Annotated in this window: 16 protein-coding genes; 13 read left to right on the top strand and 3 right to left on the bottom strand. The window is 63.4% G+C overall.

The annotated features are described in order from the left end of the window. The first annotated feature begins 15 nt into the window (after positions 1 to 15). From F758_RS0117935 to F758_RS0117895, 9 genes are all read left to right on the top strand, one after another. Positions 16 to 933: a branched-chain amino acid ABC transporter permease gene (locus F758_RS0117935; protein ID WP_024509155.1), complete on the top strand. Its 918-nt coding sequence runs from the start codon at positions 16 to 18 to the stop codon at positions 931 to 933. Next, positions 930 to 1,877, top strand: coding sequence for a branched-chain amino acid ABC transporter permease (locus F758_RS0117930; RefSeq protein WP_024509154.1), 948 nt, complete (start codon positions 930 to 932; stop codon positions 1,875 to 1,877). Before F758_RS0117935 ends, F758_RS0117930 begins: the two co-directional genes overlap by 4 nt. Then, positions 1,870 to 2,637 (top strand): ABC transporter ATP-binding protein, encoded by a 768-nt coding sequence (locus F758_RS0117925; RefSeq protein ID WP_024509153.1) that lies wholly within the window; start codon positions 1,870 to 1,872, stop codon positions 2,635 to 2,637. The genes F758_RS0117930 and F758_RS0117925 overlap by 8 nt, the downstream gene beginning before the upstream one ends. Then, complete coding sequence (locus F758_RS0117920; RefSeq protein ID WP_024509152.1) at positions 2,630 to 3,349, top strand: ABC transporter ATP-binding protein; 720 nt, start codon at positions 2,630 to 2,632, stop codon at positions 3,347 to 3,349. The genes F758_RS0117925 and F758_RS0117920 overlap by 8 nt, the downstream gene beginning before the upstream one ends. Before the next feature lie 159 nt (positions 3,350 to 3,508). After that, complete coding sequence (locus F758_RS0117915; RefSeq protein ID WP_024509151.1) at positions 3,509 to 3,877, top strand: DUF2946 family protein; 369 nt, start codon at positions 3,509 to 3,511, stop codon at positions 3,875 to 3,877. A 138-nt stretch (positions 3,878 to 4,015) separates the two neighbouring features. Continuing rightward, on the top strand, positions 4,016 to 6,397 hold the full coding sequence (locus tag F758_RS0117910) for a TonB-dependent receptor (protein WP_035722378.1): 2,382 nt from the start codon (positions 4,016 to 4,018) through the stop codon (positions 6,395 to 6,397). A 130-nt stretch (positions 6,398 to 6,527) separates the two neighbouring features. Further along, complete coding sequence (gene exbB, locus F758_RS0117905) at positions 6,528 to 7,259, top strand: tonB-system energizer ExbB (protein WP_157450059.1); 732 nt, start codon at positions 6,528 to 6,530, stop codon at positions 7,257 to 7,259. A gap of 4 nt (positions 7,260 to 7,263) precedes the next feature. Next, a complete protein-coding gene (gene exbD / locus F758_RS0117900) occupies positions 7,264 to 7,695 on the top strand; it encodes a TonB system transport protein ExbD (protein ID WP_024509148.1) in 432 nt (143 codons plus the stop codon). Beyond that, positions 7,692 to 8,417 (top strand): energy transducer TonB, encoded by a 726-nt coding sequence (locus F758_RS0117895; RefSeq protein WP_024509147.1) that lies wholly within the window; start codon positions 7,692 to 7,694, stop codon positions 8,415 to 8,417. The genes exbD and F758_RS0117895 overlap by 4 nt, the downstream gene beginning before the upstream one ends. Positions 8,418 to 8,508: 91 nt before the next feature. Here F758_RS0117895 and F758_RS0117890 read toward each other — a convergent pair whose 3' ends face one another. Together F758_RS0117890 and F758_RS0117885 are read right to left on the bottom strand one after the other, a co-directional pair. After that, positions 8,509 to 9,945: a glutamine synthetase family protein gene (locus tag F758_RS0117890; RefSeq protein ID WP_024509146.1), complete on the bottom strand. Its 1,437-nt coding sequence runs from the start codon at positions 9,943 to 9,945 to the stop codon at positions 8,509 to 8,511. A gap of 157 nt (positions 9,946 to 10,102) precedes the next feature. Further along, positions 10,103 to 11,458 carry an aromatic ring-hydroxylating dioxygenase subunit alpha gene (locus F758_RS0117885; RefSeq protein WP_024509145.1) on the bottom strand — a complete coding sequence of 452 codons (1,356 nt, stop codon included), beginning with the start codon at positions 11,456 to 11,458 and terminating at the stop codon, positions 10,103 to 10,105. Positions 11,459 to 11,587: 129 nt separating this feature from the next. Between F758_RS0117885 and F758_RS0117880 the strand changes: the two genes are divergently transcribed. After that, the gene (locus F758_RS0117880) at positions 11,588 to 12,373 is read left to right on the top strand and encodes an IclR family transcriptional regulator domain-containing protein (protein ID WP_024509144.1); all 786 of its coding nucleotides are present in this window, start codon (positions 11,588 to 11,590) and stop codon (positions 12,371 to 12,373) included. Between the two features lie 18 nt (positions 12,374 to 12,391). On the opposite strand, the gene F758_RS0117875 is transcribed toward F758_RS0117880, so the two are convergent. Then, positions 12,392 to 13,297 (bottom strand): helix-turn-helix transcriptional regulator, encoded by a 906-nt coding sequence (locus tag F758_RS0117875; protein ID WP_024509143.1) that lies wholly within the window; start codon positions 13,295 to 13,297, stop codon positions 12,392 to 12,394. Between the two features lie 109 nt (positions 13,298 to 13,406). Here F758_RS0117875 and F758_RS0117870 point away from each other — a divergent pair, with 109 nt between their 5' ends. From F758_RS0117870 to boxC, 3 genes are all read left to right on the top strand, one after another. Beyond that, a complete protein-coding gene (locus tag F758_RS0117870) occupies positions 13,407 to 15,002 on the top strand; it encodes a benzoate-CoA ligase family protein (RefSeq protein ID WP_051386941.1) in 1,596 nt (531 codons plus the stop codon). Between the two features lie 129 nt (positions 15,003 to 15,131). Next, positions 15,132 to 15,947: an alpha/beta fold hydrolase gene (locus F758_RS0117865; RefSeq protein WP_024509141.1), complete on the top strand. Its 816-nt coding sequence runs from the start codon at positions 15,132 to 15,134 to the stop codon at positions 15,945 to 15,947. 144 nt (positions 15,948 to 16,091) lie between these two features. Further along, positions 16,092 to 17,780, top strand: a complete 1,689-nt coding sequence (boxC, locus tag F758_RS0117860; RefSeq protein WP_024509140.1) for a 2,3-epoxybenzoyl-CoA dihydrolase — start codon at positions 16,092 to 16,094, stop codon at positions 17,778 to 17,780. Positions 17,781 to 17,785 lie beyond the last annotated feature (5 nt).

Here is a 17,785-nt window from a genome sequence, read left to right as displayed (position 1 = left end):
TAGTTTTCCATCCTCATGCTGCTGCTCGTCGAACAGATCCTGAATGGCCTGCAGTTCGGCCTCTTGCTCTTCCTGCTTGCGGCCGGATTGACGCTGGTGTTCGGCATCATGGATCTCGTCAATCTCGCCCATGGCTCGCTCTATATGATGGGCGCCTATTTTGCCGCGACCTTCGTCGCCTGGACCGGCAGTTTCGTGCTCGGTGCCGTGCTTGCGCTCGGCGCGACGCTCTTGCTTGGTATGGCGCTGGAATTTACCGCGCTTCGCCATCTCTATGGCCGCGATCATCTCGACCATGTGCTCGCAACCTTCGGACTGATCTTGTTCTTCAACGAGGCGGTGCGGCTGATCTGGGGTCCGGCGGGGCTGGCGCTGCCGCTGCCGCCCTGGCTTTCCGTGCCGGTGCAGATCCTGCCCGGCATCTATTATCCCGCCTATCGTCTGGCCATCATCGTCGTCGCGCTCCTGGTGGCGCTGCTGCTTTATCTCGGTGTGATGCGCACCCGCATCGGCATGCTGGTCCGCGCCGGCGCGTCCAATCGTGAGATGATCGGCGCGCTCGGCATCAACATCAAGCTGCTCTACACGCTGGTGTTCGGCTTGGGTGCGGCGCTTGCCGGCCTCGCAGGACTGATGCAGGCGCCAATTCTCACCGTGCAGATCGGCATGGGCGAGAACATCCTGATTCTCGCCTTCGTGGTCATCGTGATCGGCGGCATCGGCTCGATCCGCGGCGCGTTTCTGGCCGCGATCTTCGTTGGCCTGATCGATACGCTGGGGCGCGCCTTTCTGCCCAACCTGTTGCGCCAGGTGTTGAGCTCGGCCGCCGCGTCCACGGCCGCGCCGGCGCTATCCTCGATGCTGATCTATCTGTTGATGGCGATCGTGCTGGTCGTGCGGCCGGAGGGGCTGTTCCCAGCCAGCCGCCGATGAAATCTGCCTTCAACGTCCGTCACCTTGTCTCGGTCCTGCTGGTCGCGGGACTCTTGCTGCTGCCGCTCTATTCGCACCTGACCGGCAACGTCTTCGTGCTGACGCTGTTCACCCGCATCGTGATCCTGGCGCTGGCGGCGGCGAGCCTCAATCTGATCATGGGCTATGGCGGCATGATGAGCTTTGGTCATGCCGCCTATCTCGGCATTGGCGGTTATGCCGTGGGCATTCTGGCGCAGGAGGGCATCGGCTCCGGCTTCGTGCAGTTTCCGGTGGCGCTCGCCGTCTCGGCCTTCTACGCCCTCGTCATCGGCGCGCTATCCTTGCGAACCCGCGGCGTCTATTTCATCATGATCACGCTCGCCTTTGCGCAGATGGCCTATTACGTCGCCTCAGGTCTTGCGCGTTACGGCGGCGACGATGGTCTCACCATCTACAAGCGGAGCGATTTTGCCGGCCTGATCAATCCAGGCAATCGCGTGCAGTTCTATTATCTCTGTCTCGCTTGTCTGCTCGTTGTGGTGTTTCTGATCTGGCGTATCGTCAATTCGCGCTTTGGGCTCGTCGTGCAGGGCTTGCGCTCCAACGAGCAGCGCATGCAGGCGATCGGCTTTCCCGGCACGCGCTACCGCCTGGTCTGCTTCGTCATCGCCGGAACCATGTGCGGGCTAGCCGGCGCGCTGCTCGCCAACAACACCGATTTCGTCAGCCCCGCCGTGATGTACTGGACCCGCTCGGGCGATCTCATGGTGATGGTAATCCTGGGCGGCATGGGCACGCTGTTCGGCCCCGTGATCGGCGCGGTGGCCTATCTCGTGCTGGAGGAGTTGCTGTCGCAGGTCACCGAATATTGGGCGCTGATCATGGGGCCGCTCTTGCTGTTGATCGTGCTGTTCGGCCGAGGCGGCATCATGGGCCTGCTCGGGAGGCTTTCTCGTGGCTGAACCTTTGCTCCGGGTGGAAAAACTCGTGCGGCGGTTCGGCGGCATCATCGCCACCGACCACGTCACGCTGGAAGTTCCGCGCGGCGAATTGCATGCGATCATCGGCCCGAACGGCGCCGGCAAGACCACGCTGATCGGCCAGCTCACCGGGCACCTGATGCCGCATTCGGGCAGCATCCATCTTGCGGGTCGCGACATTTCACGATTGCCCGCCTATCGCCGCAGCGCGCTGGGGCTCGCGCGCTCGTTCCAGATCACCTGCCTGCTTGCCGATTTCACCGCCGCCGATAACGTCGCGCTCGCCGCGCAAGCGCGCGCCGGCCACTCGTTCCGCTTCTTCGGCGATGCGCGCAAGGAGCGTGGCTTGCGGGAGGCCGCGATGAGCGCGCTGGAGCGCGTGGGCCTTGCGGATCGCGCCGGTGTGGTGGTGTCGCGCCTGAGCCATGGCGAGCAGCGCGAGCTCGAGCTTGCGGTGGCGCTCGCCACAAAACCGCAATTGCTGCTCCTGGACGAGCCGATGGCCGGGCTCGGCATCACCGAATCCGCCCGCATGGTGCGGCTGCTCTCGGATCTGCGGAAAGAGGTCACGATCGTTCTAGTCGAGCATGACATGGAAGCGGTGTTCGCGCTGGCCGACCGCATTTCGGTTCTGGTCTATGGCCGCGTGATCGCATCGGGCACGCCCGATGCGATCCGGCAGAACGAAGAGGTCAAGCGCGCCTATCTCGGCGATCAGCATGTGGTGGTCCGTCATGGCTGATGCCGCGCCGCTGCTCGAAATCGACTCGATCGAGACCTGTTACGGCTTGAGCCAGGTGCTGTTCGGCTTGTCGCTGTTCATCCGGCGCGGTGAGATGGTGTCGCTGATGGGCCGCAACGGCATGGGCAAGACCACCACCATCCGCTCGATCATGGGCCTGACGCCCGCGCGCGCGGGCGCGATCCGCTTTGGCGGCACCGAGGTCCGCAGCTTGCCGTCCTACAGGATTGCAAAGCTCGGTATCGGCCTCGTGCCCGAGGGGCGCCAGATCTTCCCCAACCTTACGGTGCGTGAAAACCTGGTCGCTGCGGCCGCCAATCGGCTGGGTAGCCCAGATCCCTGGACGCTTGAGAAGATCCACGCGCTGTTTCCGCGCCTCGCCGAGCGTGGTTCCAACATGGGCAACCAGCTCTCCGGCGGCGAGCAGCAGATGCTCGCCATCGGCCGCGCGCTGATGACCAATCCGCATCTGCTGATCCTGGACGAGGCAACGGAGGGGCTGGCGCCGCTGATCCGGGAGGAAATCTGGAACTGCCTGTCGATGTTGAAAGCGCGCGGGCAGTCGATCCTGGTAATCGACAAGAACGTCGAGCACCTCAGTCGCATTTGCGACCGCCACTACATCATCGAGCGTGGTCGCACGGTGTGGAGCGGCACCTCGGCGCAACTCACCGCCGAGCCCGGCCTACAGCATCGCTATTTGGGCATTTGAAGCCGCTGCCTGCCTCGCCGCAACGGGAAGAAGCGGAGCGCAGAAAATGTCCGTGTGTGCCCGAACATCGACCGCTCTCCCCTTTTCAAAGCCAGCTTGCCTCGGCTAAGATCGCAATGCGGCGGCAGGGTGGCCGCGGAATGCAACATTCGGCGGCGAATGCGCTGGGTTCGGGATAATATCAGGCATGGTTCCTGGCTTGCGCTGGTCGCGCTTGCCATCAACTTTGCTTTGTCCTTCGGCCATGTTCACGCCATCGCCGGACGAGCTTCGCGCGGCGTCATCGTCGCGGCGCTCGCCTTGCCCGAACAGGGCAAGACGCAAGGCCACCCCGACGAGGGCCAAGCGGACTATCTCTGTCCGATCTGCATCGCGACCAGCGCGATCGCCAACGCGCTCGCATCCTCGCCACCTGCCATCCTGCTGCAACTGACCGCGACGGCAGTCGATCGCACGATCGAACCCGCCCGCTTTGTCGTAGAGCCGCAGCGCGCGGCCTTTCAATCGCGCGGCCCACCCATTTCCTGACGTCGCCGCTTCGTTTCCTGCTCTAGCACTGCGTGCTGGGCCACGCTGCTGGCAGCGGGGGCGAAGTTCCGTTCGTGCATATGGGTCCTGGCGCATTTGACGACGCTGGACCCGCTGAATTGGGGTCAGGAATCTCTTATGGGTCTCTCGTCTACGCATCTGCGCCGCAACGCTCTTGTTTCGGTGTCATCATTGGCCTTGCTCGCTGCCATGGGGACGGCAGCGCTGGCCCAAAACGACAACTCGTCTCAACCGCCGCCGACCGCCGCGACACCGCAGGCGCCGGCTGCCACGCCCGCGCCGTCAACCGAAGCGCCGCAGCAGAATGCGGCCCCCGCGCCGGCGCAAACGCCCACGCCTGCCGCGCCGCGGCAGGCCGGCCGAGGCAATGTGCTGCCGGAAACGCGTGTCGCCGCTCCGGTGGAGCGGCGCCGTCCGCGCACCACGCCGCCGCCCCGGGTGGTCGCCACCCGACCTCCGGCGCCGGCTCCCGCGCCGACGCAAGCGCAGGTGGTGATGCAGCAGAACCAGGCATTGGATTCCGGGCGCCAGACCATCTATGCGCCGGTCGGAACCGCACCCTACCGGATGAGCGAGCAGCAGATTGAAGCGCTGCCGCAGGGCGAGAACACCTCGCTCGATCGCGTGCTGTTGCAGACGCCGGGTGTGACCCAGGATTCGGCCGCGAGCGGCGATTTCCACATCCGCAACGAGCACGGCAATGTGCAGTACCGTATCAACGGCATCATGCTGCCCGATGGCGTCGGCGCCTTCGGCCAGATTCTTGACACCGGCATCATCGGCAGCCTCGCGCTGATCACCGGTGCGCTGCCGGCGCAGTACGGTCTGCGCACTGCGGGCGTCGTCGATATCCAGACTAAGGCGAGCGCCTTCGATAACACCGGCAAGGTCAGTGTGTATGGCGGCAGCCACGACACCATTACGCCCTATGCCGAGTGGGGCGGAACAGTCGGCAATACGCAGTATTTCGTTTCAGGCCGCTATTTCGGCAGCAATCTCGGTCTGGAAAACCCGACGCCCTCCAATAACGCGATCCACGATCACACCGATCAGGGCAAGGGTTTTGCGTATGTCTCGACCGTGATCGACCCGACGCTGCGGCTGACCTACATCGGTGCCGCGGCCTACAGCCAGTTCCAGATTCCGAACAATCCGGGGCAGACGCCGAACTTCACGGCTTTCGGCGTCTCGGATTTCAACTCGGCCAATCTCGACGAGAATCAGCGCGAGTTCAATCAGTTCAATGTGCTGGCGCTGCAATATTCCAACAACGGATTGGACGTGCAGGCGTCCTATTTCAATCGCCTCAGCACGCTGCATTTCATGCCCGACGTGATCGGCGATCTCGTCTTCAACGGCGTAGCCTCCGACGTCTATCGCCGCAGCCTCACCAACGGCATCCAGACCGATGCGTCCTATCGGCTGACGGATGCCCACACGCTCCATGCAGGGTTCACGGTCAGCACCGAGAATGCGCTGGTGACCAATTCCTCGGTTCTGCTGCCGCTGGATGCCACGGGTTCGCCGATCGATGCGCCATTCAATGTGGTCGACCAGAGCGCCAAGACCGGCTTCCTGTTCGGCACCTATATCGCCGACGAATGGAAGATCACGAACCAGGTCACCCTGAACTACGGGCTACGCTTCGACCAGATGATGCAGTACACCAAAGCCAACCAGTTCAGCCCGCGCGTCAGCGTGACCTACACGCCGTGGGACGGCACCGTCTTCCACGCCGGCTACGCCCGCTATTTCACCCCGCCGCAGCTCGTGCTGGCGGCGCCGACCAATCTGGCGCTGGTGCAGAACACCACGCAGCAGCCGGAGGTCAATCAGGCCGATCCGGTGCTCCCCGAGCGCTCCCACGTCTTCGATGTCGGCGTCACGCAGAAGCTGCTGCCCGGCCTCGAGGTCGGCGTGGATGGCTACTACAAGATCGCCAGGGACCTTCTGGACGATGGCCAGTTCGGCGCGGCCTATGTGCTGACCGCGTTCAACTATGAGAAGGGCAACAATTACGGCGTCGAGCTGACGGCAAAATACACCGACGGCCACTTCACCGCCTACAACAACTTCGCCTATGCCCGCCAGATCGCGACCAATGTGGTCTCCAATCAGTTCCTGTTCGGCGCGGACGAATTGGCCTATATCGCGACGCACTATATCTATACCGATCACTCGCAATGGATCTCGGGATCGGCAGGCGCATCCTATAAATGGGATGACGGAACCCGCGTCTCGGTGGACCTGCTCTACGGCAGCGGTTTGCGAAGCGGCTTTGCTAATACGGACAGCGTGCCCTGGTATTCCCAGGTCAATCTCGGCATTTCGCACGAGTTCAAATGGCTCAACGACACGAAGCCGACAACTTTGCGGTTTGACGTCGTCAACCTGTTCGACACAAGCTATGTCATCCGGGATGGATCAGGCATCGGCGTGTTCGCCCCGCAATATGGGCCGCGGCGGGGATTTTTCTTCGGTATTTCACAAAAGCTTTGAGTGGGGGCAATGCAAACGACAACGGAAAAACGAGAGGCAGATGCATTACCCTTCTCCTGAACTGCCGGCGGCTTCACGAAAGTTCGCCCGCATCGTCACGCTGATCATCGCGAGCGTCGCACCGCTCGCGATGTCGAGCGCCGCGCTGGCGCAAGGTGACGCCGCAAATCCCCTGCTGCCGCGGAATCTCTCGCCGTGGGGCATGTTCCTGAACGCGGACATCGTGGTGAAGGCGGTCATGATCGGGCTCGCCATCGCCTCGCTCGCGACCTGGACGATCTGGCTCGCCAAGAGCATCGAACTGCGCGTTGCAAAAAGCCGCGCGCGGCGGCGGATGAAGATGCTGGAAAGCGGCCGGCATCTGGCCGATGCCGTTCACGCGTGCAAGGGCGAGCGCGACGCGGTGGCCCAGTTGATCCTTTCGGTCGCCAAGGAAGCCGAACTCTCCGACGGCATCATCGATGACGGCTTTAAGGAGCGCGTCGCCTTGCGCCTCGAGCGCGTGGAGGCGGCGATGGTCCGGCAGGTCTCCCACGGCATCGGGATCCTCGCCACGATCGGCGCCACCGCGCCGTTCGTCGGCCTGTTCGGCACCGTGTGGGGGATCATGAATTCCTTCATCGGCATCTCGGAAGCCCACACCACCAATCTTGCGGTGGTGGCGCCCGGCATCGCCGAAGCCCTGCTGACCACGGCCATCGGGCTCGTCGCCGCGATTCCCGCGGTCGTGATCTACAACCATCTCGCCCGCGTCATCAGCGGCTACAAGACGCTGCTGACCGATGCTTCCGCACAGCTCCTGTTGATGATCAGCCGCGGCTATCGGATGACAGCGGCGACGCTGCCGCGGGCGGCGGAGTAGGGCCATGGCGCTGCGACTTGGTTCATCTTCGGGCGACGATTTCGAGGTCCAGCACGAGATCAACGTCACCCCGTTCATCGACGTCATCCTGGTGCTGCTCATCATCTTCATGGTGGCGGCGCCGCTTGCCACCGTCGATATCGGGGTCAATCTGCCGGCGAGCACCGCGCCCGAGCAGCCGCGCCCCGACAAGCCCGTGTTCGTCACCATCAAGCCGGACGCGACCATCGCGATCGGCGAAACGACCGTCACACGCGAGGAATTGGCGGGCGCGCTGGATACCGCAACCAACAGCCACAAGGATGAAACGATCTTCATCCGCGCCGACAAGGCGCTGAGCTATGGCGATCTGATGGGCGTGATGAACGTTCTGCGCGACAACGGCTATCTCAAGCTCGCCCTGGTCGGGCTGGAAGCACCGGCGACGAAACCATGAATGCGTTCGCGCTGCATATTCCGGAACGGCCCGGCTTTTCCCGCTGGATACTCGCCGCGATGGTGATTATCGCCGCGCATGCGGGGATCATCGCGTCGATTGCGCTGTGGTACGTGCACCAAGCGCCGGAACCGAATATCCTTCCGGCCATTGCCGTGTCGCTCGCGCCGGTCGACGCGAGTTCGCCCGAGATCCAGGACCAGGACATCGCGGTCGGTCCGACCATGCAGCAAGCCGAGGAGCAGCCGAAGGAGCAGCCCAAGGTCGAGGATAAGCCGATCGAGCCGGTGGTGCAGCCGCCGCCACCGCAACAGCAGGCCGAGGTCACGCTGCCGACCGAACAGCCCAAGGAAGTTGAAAAGCCGAAGCAGGAATATACACCGCCCGCACCGGAGACGCGGGCGCCACCGAAGACCGAACATATGGGGCAGTTCAGTCAGGCCGCATCGAACAAGTACAACGCCCTGGTATTTGGCCATCTACAGCGCTTCAAGCGCTATCCGGCAGCGGCGCACGGCGCCGCCGGTACCGCGGTGGTGCGCTTCGTGCTGGATCGGAGTGGCCAAGTGCTGAGGAGCGAGGTGACGAAATCATCCGGCAGCAGCGTGCTGGATCAGGAGGCCATCGCCATTCTGCATCGCGCCAGTCCCTTCCCGGCATTTCCCGCTGCCAAGCCGGGCGAGCAGGACGTCTACATCGCGCCGGTGAATTTCGGGCGGTAGAGCCGGGCTGCTTTGGACGGAAGCGGGCGTTCATCCCAGACCCTTATTCTGAGGCGCGAGATCCAGACCAGCGCCAAATCGGCCGAGTGCCTCAGAACATCTCAAAATACTCACGATGCTCCCAGTCGGACACTTCCGCCTGGTAGCGCTCGATCTCCGCGTTCTTGATGTGGACGTAATAGTCCACGAACTCCGCGCCGAATGCGTTGCGGAAGAAGCTGTCCTCCTGCAGCGCGAACACTGCCTCGCGCAGCGATTTCGGCAAGAACTCCGCCTTGGCCTCGTAGGGCGTATCGGCGGAGGGAGGCGGAGTGAGCTTGCGGTCGACGCCGTCGAGGGCTGCGAGGATCTGCGAGGCCATGTAGAGATAGGGGTTGGCGGCCGGCTCGCCAATCCGGTTCTCCAGCCGCGTCGCGGTATCGCCGGGCCCACCGAGCACGCGGATCATCACCCCGCGATTGTCGCGGCCCCAGATCGCGCGATCCGGCGCCAGCGAGTAGGAGCGGTAGCGCTTGTAGCCGTTGATGGTCGGCGTCGAGAACACGGCTGAAGCCCGCGCATGCTGCAACAACCCCGCGAGATAGTACCGGCCGAACACGGACAGCGGCTCGCCGTCTTCCTTGGCCATGAAAATGTTCTCGCCGCTGCCGGTTGCTGCGATCGACTGGTGCAGGTGCCAACCGGAAGCGAACACATTCGGCAGCTTGGGCCGGCACATGAAGGTGGCGTGATAGCCATGGCGGCGCGCGATCTGTTTCACGGCCGAGCGGAACAGCACCATGTTGTCCGCGGGCGCGAGCCCCTTTCTCGGCGCGAAGGTGAACTCGCACTGGCTCGGGCCGAACTCGACCTCCACCGAGCGCAGCGGCAGGCCAAGCGCCATGACATCGCGCCGGATGATCTCAAGAGCCGGCTCCATCAGGTCATAACGCTGCTCGGTGAGATACTGATAGCCCTGCGAGAGCAGGCTGACGGACGGTGGCTGCCCCGGTTGACCGGCGTCCTCGGGCGCCATGCGCGCGTCCTCGAGCTTGAAGAGGTGAAATTCGACCTCCAGTCCCGCGACAAAATCGTAGCCGCGCGTACCCAACTGGTCGAGCACCCCGCGAAAGAGCTGGCGCGTCGCAAACGGAACCGGCCGCCCGTCGGCGAAATAGATGTCGCACAGCAGCCAGCCCGTGGCCGGCGCCCATGGCAGCACGCGAAATGTCGTGGGGTCGGGCACCATCAAGATATCGGCGGCGCCTTCCATCTCCTTCATGCCGAAGCCGCCGCCTGATGTGAACACCGGAAACACCGTGCGGTGCGACGTATCCTTCGCCAGCATGGTGGTGGTGATGCTGCAGCCGCTTTCCAGCGAGCCAAGCGCTTCCGCCGCGACCAGCGTCTTGCCACGCAGGATGCCGTGCTGGTCGGGAAAGGAGAGGCGGATGGTCTCTAACTTTTGCTCCTCGACGACACGGCGCAAGCGCTTCGCCGCTTCCTGCTGCTCGTCCGACCAGAGCGCGTGCCGCGCGACGAAAGTCACTCCGTTACTCCTTTGGTGGTTGATGCGAAGCAATGAATGCCGCCACGCATGCCGTCATTGCATTGCGAGGAGCAAAGCGACGAAGTAACCCAGAATTTCTCCGCGGATGGATTTCTGGATTGCTTCGCTTCGCTCGCAATTGACGGGGGAGGCATTTTCACTCCGCCGCCGAGAGGTGAACCTTCGCCGCGATCTCCTCCGGCACCGGCGCCACCCATGGCGCGCCGCGGCGCCGTTTCACATCGACTTCCATCCAGAACGTCTCCCAGCCCTGGGTCGGCCCGATGCCGTCCATGGTCGCAGGCCCCTGGATGCTACGCGCGTTGCTCGCGTCCAGGAACAGCATCGGCGGCTCGCCGGAGGCGACCTTTTCGATCTCCTGCCGCAGCAGGCGGCGATATTGCACGATCGCCTTATCGCTCTGGCCGAGATGCTCCTTGGTGCGGTCCTGGATCGGTCCCATCGATTCCACCGCCCACTGGTCGTGCACGTTGATGTCGGCGCCCATGCCGGTATAGGTCGAACGCAACTGCTCCTGCGCATCGAAGCCGTAGTCGTTCGACTTGTTCTTGCGCGATTTGTAGTCCGGCAGCTCATAAAGTTCGAGCCGCTGCTCGCGCATCTTCTTCTTGTCGACCGGCGTCGTGTAGGAGGTGAAGATCGCATACCAGTAGCAGTTCTCGTCATCGATCGGCACGTGCCACTGCGTGATCGTCATCTCCGTGCTCATGGGAATGACGAAGCCATGCGGGAAAAGCTGGTTGGTGACGCGCACATGCGTGCGCTCTGCATCGAGCTCGCGCAGCGCGATCAGGCGCAGACCGTATTCGGTCTGTTCGACATTGATGATCGGACGATCATATTCGCGCAGGATCTTTGTCATCGGCATGTCGCTGCCGGCGGATGCGCCGCGGAATTGCTTGCCGTAAGCGGTCGAGGTGTCCTCGTCCTCGAAGAAGCGGTGTAGATAGGAGGCGTGGCTCGGATCGATGCCGACTTCCAGCGCCTGCAGCCAATTGCAGTTCATATGGCCCTTGAACGCGAAGGTGTGGCTCTCGGGCGCGACGAAGCAGTCGATCTCGGCAAAGGCCGGCGGTTCACCTTCGCCGAGATAAGCCCAGAGAATGCCGCTCTTCTCCACCACGGCATAAGCGCGCTGCCTGATGTTCCTGCAGAGATTGGAGCCCTTCGGCTCGGCCGGCGTTTCCAGGCATTGGCCTGACACATCGAACAGCCAGCCATGGAACGCGCAGCGCAAGCCGCCGTGCTCGAGCCGGCCGAAGGCGAGATCGGCGCCGCGATGGGCACAATGGCGCTCGATCAGGCCGTAGCGGCCGTGCTCGTCGCGAAACAGCACCAGGTTTTCGCCGAGCAGTTTGACCGGGCGTACGGGGCGCGCGCCCTGCAGTTCGTCCACCAAGGCCGCCGGTTGCCAGTACTTCCGCATCAGTCTGCCACAGGGGTCTTTTGGCCCGATGCGGGTGATCAGGTCGTTCTGCTCCTGGCTCATCATGGCGCGTCACCTCTCACGGCTTGGCGGGCTTATAGTTCGTTTTGTTCGCCTATTGAACGAATGGTCAAATTATGCCATGAATCTGAAGGGCAGCAAGCTCTTTTTGGCAGCACGGAGAGATCGAGAATCATGCCGAAGCTGAAGCGCGAGAGCCGGGAGGAGCGCGCCACCGACTTTGTCGAGAGTCTGGATCGTGGCCTGCGCCTGCTGCAGGGCTTTGCCGCTTCACGTGAGCCGATGACCTTGAGCGATCTTGCCCGCTCCGCCGAACTGCCGCGCGCCACCGCCCGCCGCATTCTCTTCACGCTGGAGCGCGGCGGCTATGTCGCCTCCGACGGCAAGCTCTTCACGCTGACGCCGCATGTCCTGACCTTGGCCGCCTCGTATTTGCGCTCCAGCCAGCTCGCGACCGTGTTGCAGCCGGTGCTAGACCGCGTCGCGAGCAGCGCGCAGGAGATCAGCTCGCTCGCCGTGCTCGATCGTAATGAGGTCGTGTTCATCGCGCGCTCGAGCCCGACGCGGGTGTTTTCCGGCGGCATCGATATCGGCTATCGCCTGCCGGCGTTCTGCACTTCAGTGGGGCGCGCGATGCTCGGCCAGTTCGGCGACGATGAACTCGCCGCCAAGCTCCGCGCAATGCCGCGCCAGGTGATGACGCCGCAGACCGTCACTGATCCCGATCGCGTGCTGGCGTCGATCATCAGGGACCGCGCGCAAGGTTATTCGCTAGTCGACCGCGAGGCCGAGCCGCATTTCCGCTCGATCTCGGTCCCCGTGCGCCGCTACGACAACGTCATCATCGCCGCGATCAACATCGGCGCGCATGTCGATCGTATCTCGACCAACGAGATGATCGAGCGTTTCCTGCCGCTGCTGCGCGAAGGCGCGGAGTCGGTGCGCTCGCAGTTGTTGTGATGCAAGCGCAGCATTCTGCTACACCGCAACCGTTTGCAGCCCGAACGCGCGGGCCTGGTTCTGCAGCACGGGACGTACGGTGTCGATCAGCTTCGCCGCCGCGGCGTCGACGGAGAGCCCTGCGGTGTCGACCACGGCGGCGGCGCGCGCGTAGAGCGGCTCGCGGCTCCGCAAGATGTTGCGCAACTCCGCCATGGCCGAGCGATCGTCGGCCATGGGGCGCAGATCACCCTGCTTGCGCACGCGGCCCATATGCTCTTCCGGCTCGGCCTTCAGCCAGACCGTGTAGAAGGACGACAGGATGAGGTCGAACGTCAGGGGCTCCGAAACGATGCCGCCGCCGGTCGCCAGCACCATCGGCTCGCCGCGCGCGAGCAGGTGCTGAAGCGCGGTCTGCTCCAGGCGTCGAAAGCCTTCCTGGCCGTAGAGCGCGATGATCTCGGCCACCGACAGGCCGTTCTCGCGCTCGATCTCCTTGTTCAGCTCGACAAAATTCCAGCCGATCTTTTTTGCGAGCATCCTGCCGAGGGTCGATTTACCGGCGCCGCGCAGGCCGATCAGTGCGATGCCGGAGAATGACGGCCGGTGCGCCGCGCCGCTGCCGCCGGTGAGCACGTCCTTCGCCTGTGCGATTTGGCCCGGCGAAGCTTTGCGCAGGAGATCGCGGATCACCTGCCAGTCCGGCGCCGGATCGGCCGAGGGAATCAGGTCCTCCAAATGCGCGCCCATGGCGTTGGAAACGCGGCGCAACAGCACGATCGAGACATTGCCCTTGCCGCTTTCAAGCTGGGCGATATAGCGCTCCGAAATTCCTGAAACCTTGGCGAGCACCTTGCGCGACATCCCGCGCAGCGCGCGCATGGTGCGCACGCGCTGACCGAGCTGTTCGAGGAAGGCTTTCTCCGGATCGGATTCGTCACTCATCGTCGGACTGGGACCGCAACTCAGGAAGGATAGTGCCGATAAGGATTGACAGCAAGCGCGGCGGGTGGCTTTCTCTATGCATTATAATTCAAGGCCGGGGAGGGACGTCATGGCACGCTTGGCCGCCTCAGAACACGACACCAGCTCTGGGTCTAGTTCGTCTGATTCGAACGGTTCCTACAATGCAGTGAGTTTTTTGCTCGACCGCAACGTCGAGCAAGGGCGCGGCAACAAGCTCGCCTATACCGACACCATTTCGGAGTTGACCTACGGCGAATTGCAGCGGCAGACGCGCAAGCTCGCCAACCTCTTGCGCCGGCTTTCCGTGCGCCGCGAAGAGCGCGTCGCCATGATCATGCTGGATACGGTCCATTTCCCGATCGTGTTTCTTGGCGCGTTGCGGGCCGGCGTGGTGCCGGTGCCGCTCAACACGCTACTGACGGCCGAGCAATATGCCTATGTGCTGGCGGATTGCCGTGCGCGCGTGCTGTTCGTCTCCGAGGCGCTCTATCCCGTGGTGAAGGATATCGTCGGCCGCATGCCGGACCTGGAGCATGTGGTCGTCTGCGGCAACAATGCGTTCGGCCACAAGAAGCTTGCGGAAGAGCTGGCGCGCGAAAGCGACAGCTTCGCCACGGTCGCCACCCATGCGGACGAGCCGGCGTTCTGGCTCTATTCCTCCGGCTCGACCGGGAGCCCTAAGGGCGTGCGGCACCTGCACGCCAATCTGGAGGCCACCGCGAACACCTATGCAAGGCAGGTGCTCGGCATTCGCGAGGACGATGTCTGCCTGTCGGCGGCAAAACTGTTCTTCGCCTATGGCCTCGGCAACGCGCTGACCTTTCCGCTGTCGGTCGGCGCCACCACCGTCCTCAATCCTGAGCGGCCGACGCCGGCGCTGATGTTCAGGCTGATGAACAAGTACAACCCGACCATCTTCTACGGCGTTCCGACGCTGTTCGCGTCGATGCTCAACGATGAGTCGCTGAAACAGGAGCATTGCGGCAGCCGCTTGCGCGTCTGCACGTCCGCCGGCGAGGCGCTGCCCGAATCTGTCGGCAATGCCTGGCGTGCGCGCTTTAACGTCGACATTCTCGACGGCGTCGGCTCGACCGAGCTGCTGCACATCTTTCTCTCCAACGCGCCCGGCGACATCAAATACGGCTCATCCGGCCGCCCGGTGCCCGGCTACAAGGTGCGACTGGTCAATGAAGCCGGAGAGGACGTTGCCGATGGCGAGGTCGGCGAGATGCTGGTTCACGCGCCGTCCGCCGGCGAGGGCTACTGGAATCAGCGTCATAAGAGCCGCTGCACCTTCGAAGGCTATTGGACGCGCACCGGCGACAAATACATTCGCGATGCGGAGGGCCGTTACACCTTCTGTGGCCGCTCGGATGACATGTTCAAGGTCTCCGGCATCTGGGTCTCTCCGTTCGAGGTCGAAAGCGCGCTGATCACCCATCCCGCCGTGCTCGAAGCGGCCGTTGTGCCCGAGGCTGATCCGGAGGGACTGCTGAAGCCCAAGGCCTTCATCGTGCTCCGCGCCGATGCGGCGCGCGACAGATTGGACGAGGTGCTCAAGGAGCACGTGAAGCAGAAGATCGGGGCGTGGAAGTATCCGCGCTGGATCGAGGTGGTGGAGAGCCTGCCCAAGACGGCGACGGGGAAGATTCAAAGGTTCAAGCTGCGCGAACGCGCTTCATAGTTGTCTCGTCATTCCGGGGCGATGCGAAGCATCGAACCCGGAATCTGGCGCGGCATACGACAATCTCGAGATTCCGGATCAGCTCGCTTGCGAGCTGTCCGGAATGACGGAGTGAGAGTGAGTGACGGAATGACCCTTCAACCCTCAGGCTTCCTGCGTATCGGCGATTCCGAGCTCGAATACCGCATGATCGGCCCTGCGCCCGATCAAGCGCCAACCATCGTCATGCTGCATGAAGGTCTCGGCTCCGCCGCGCTGTGGGGCGATTTTCCGGAAAGTCTGCAGGCCGCGACCGGCGCAGGCGTGTTCGTCTATTCGCGCGCGGGCTATGGCGCCTCATCGCCGGTCAGCTTGCCGCGTCCGCTCGACTACATGCAGCGCGAAGCGCTGGAGGTCCTGCCGAAGCTACTGGAGCAATTCGGCTTTCGCCGCGGGCTCCTCGTCGGCCATTCCGACGGCGCTTCGATCGCGGCGATCTATGCCGGCGGCCTGCAGGATCACCGTCTGTCAGGGCTCGCGCTGATCGCGCCGCATTTCATCGTGGAGGACATTTCGGTCGCCTCCATCGCCGAGATCAGGGCGGCCTATGAGACGACCGAACTGAGGACAAAACTGGCGCGCTGGCACAAGGACGTCGACAACGCCTTCTACGGTTGGAACGGCGCCTGGCTCGATCCGAAATTCCGCAACTGGGATATCTCGGACTATCTCGCCTATATTCGCGTGCCCATAGCGATCGTGCAGGGCGAAGCCGACCAGTACGGCACCATCCGGCAGATCGAGATTGCGCAAGAGGAATGCTACTGCCCGGTCGAGGTGACGCTCCTCGAAGGCGCCGGACATTCGCCGCACCGCGAAGCACTGGGGCCGACGCTCAGTGCGATCTCGGAATTTGCCAAGGCGGTCTTGCGGCCGGAGGCGCGCTCGCGGGGGCAGGCCGCCTAACGCCTTGCCTTGGACGGGCGGATAATCCGCAGTCACTCAGATGAAGGAAAATGCATATTCTGGCCGTGCGAGCTAGACTTTTTCAGTTTCATGCATTATAGTGCATATAACGATAACACCTGATAATTCTGCAAAGGGTGGCTCATGGCCGGGGAAGACCGCGTTCTCGCGAGCGGCGCGAAATACATCGATTTCCAGACCGATCCCTCCCGCTACCGGCACTGGAAGCTGGACGTGAACGGCGACGTCGCGACGCTGACCATGGACGTCGACGAGGAAGGCGGCCTGTTCGAGGGCTACCAGCTCAAGCTCAATTCCTACGATCTCGGCGTCGATATCGAGCTTGCCGATGCCGTGCAGCGGCTGCGTTTCGAGCACCCGCAAGTGAAGGTCGTGGTGCTGCGCTCGGCCAAGAACCGCGTGTTCTGCGCCGGCGCCAATATCCGCATGCTCGCCGGCGCCACCCACGCGCACAAGGTGAACTTCTGCAAATTCACCAATGAGACGCGCAACGGCATGGAGGACTCCTCGGAGAATTCCGGCCAGCGCTACATCGCGGTGGTGAACGGCACCGCGGCCGGCGGCGGCTATGAGCTTGCGCTCGCGACCGATCACATCATCCTCGCCGATGACGGCTCGTCCTCGGTGGCGCTGCCGGAAGTGCCCTTGCTGGCGGTGCTGCCTGGCACCGGCGGGCTCACTCGCGTCGTCGACAAGCGCAAGGTGCGCCGCGACCACGCCGATTTCTTCTGCACCATCGAAGAAGGCATCAAGGGCAAGCGTGCAGTCGCATGGCGGCTCGTTGACGAGATCGCGCCCAACAGCAAGCTGGAAGCCAAGATCGCGGAACGTGCCAAGGAGTTTGCCGAAGCCTCACCGCGTAGAGGCGATGGTAAGGGCGTCGCGCTGACGCCGCTCAAGCGCAGCATCGACGACAACACTATCCGCTACGGTTTCGTCGCCGTGGATGTCGATCGGCCTGCGCGCATCGCCACCATTTCGATCCAGGCTCCTGATGCGGCTCCGCCCGCGGATATTGACGGCATGCTCGCGCAAGGCGCTTCGTTCTGGCCGCTGCAGGTCGCGCGCGAGATCGATGATGCGATCCTGCATCTACGCGTCAACGAGCTCGAGATCGCGCTCATCGTCTTCAAGTCGCACGGCGATCCCGCCAGTGTGCAGGCTTACGATGCTTTTCTCGAGACCAACAAGGCGCATTGGCTGGTCAACGAGATCAGGCATTTCTGGAAGCGCGTCTTGAAGCGCATCGACGTCACCTCGCGCACGCTGGTGGCCCTGGTCGAGCCCGGCTCCTGCTTTGTCGGCACGCTTGCTGAACTCGTGTTCGCCGCAGACCGCTCCTACATGCTGATCGGCTCGCGCGAGGGCGACAACCGCCCCGCCCCGGTGCTGCAATTGACCGCGCTCAATTTCGGTCCCTATCCCATGAGCCACGGATTGACGCGGCTGGAATCGCGCTTCCAGGCTGATCCGTCCGATCTGACACGTGTGCGCGAAAGGATCGGCGAGGCGCTCGACGCCGAGCAGGCCGAAGAGCTCGGCCTCGTCACCTTCGCCCTCGACGACATCGATTGGGACGATGAGATCCGCGTGTTCCTGGAGGAGCGCGCGAGCTTCTCGCCCGACAGCCTCACCGGCATGGAAGCGAATTTGCGCTTCGTCGGACCTGAAACCATGGAATCCAAAATCTTCGCGCGCCTGACTGCCTGGCAGAACTGGATCTTCCAGCGTCCCAATGCGGTCGGCGAGGAGGGCGCGTTGCGGCGCTATGGCAGCGGCCAGAAGCCGCGGTTCGATATGACGAGAGTTTAGGGAGC

The sequence above is a fragment of the Bradyrhizobium sp. ARR65 genome, from assembly GCF_000472385.1.
GTDB lineage: Bacteria > Pseudomonadota > Alphaproteobacteria > Rhizobiales > Xanthobacteraceae > Bradyrhizobium.
Note: the sequence above shows the minus strand (reverse complement) of the source record. Positions and strands in the feature narration are given on the sequence as shown.

Coding starts and splice junctions, on each gene's coding strand:
- F758_RS0117875 (WP_024509143.1), bottom strand. CDS start 13,297: ATGAGTGACGAATCCGATCCGGAGAAAGCCTTCCTCGAACAGCTCGGT.
- F758_RS0117870 (WP_051386941.1), top strand. CDS start 13,407: ATGGCACGCTTGGCCGCCTCAGAACACGACACCAGCTCTGGGTCTAGT.
- F758_RS0117885 (WP_024509145.1), bottom strand. CDS start 11,458: ATGATGAGCCAGGAGCAGAACGACCTGATCACCCGCATCGGGCCAAAA.
- F758_RS0117880 (WP_024509144.1), top strand. CDS start 11,588: ATGCCGAAGCTGAAGCGCGAGAGCCGGGAGGAGCGCGCCACCGACTTT.
- F758_RS0117915 (WP_024509151.1), top strand. CDS start 3,509: ATGCGCTGGGTTCGGGATAATATCAGGCATGGTTCCTGGCTTGCGCTG.
- exbB (WP_157450059.1), top strand. CDS start 6,528: ATGTCGAGCGCCGCGCTGGCGCAAGGTGACGCCGCAAATCCCCTGCTG.
- F758_RS0117910 (WP_035722378.1), top strand. CDS start 4,016: ATGGGTCTCTCGTCTACGCATCTGCGCCGCAACGCTCTTGTTTCGGTG.
- F758_RS0117930 (WP_024509154.1), top strand. CDS start 930: ATGAAATCTGCCTTCAACGTCCGTCACCTTGTCTCGGTCCTGCTGGTC.
- boxC (WP_024509140.1), top strand. CDS start 16,092: ATGGCCGGGGAAGACCGCGTTCTCGCGAGCGGCGCGAAATACATCGAT.
- F758_RS0117865 (WP_024509141.1), top strand. CDS start 15,132: ATGACCCTTCAACCCTCAGGCTTCCTGCGTATCGGCGATTCCGAGCTC.
- F758_RS0117920 (WP_024509152.1), top strand. CDS start 2,630: ATGGCTGATGCCGCGCCGCTGCTCGAAATCGACTCGATCGAGACCTGT.
- F758_RS0117895 (WP_024509147.1), top strand. CDS start 7,692: ATGAATGCGTTCGCGCTGCATATTCCGGAACGGCCCGGCTTTTCCCGC.
- F758_RS0117935 (WP_024509155.1), top strand. CDS start 16: ATGCTGCTGCTCGTCGAACAGATCCTGAATGGCCTGCAGTTCGGCCTC.
- exbD (WP_024509148.1), top strand. CDS start 7,264: ATGGCGCTGCGACTTGGTTCATCTTCGGGCGACGATTTCGAGGTCCAG.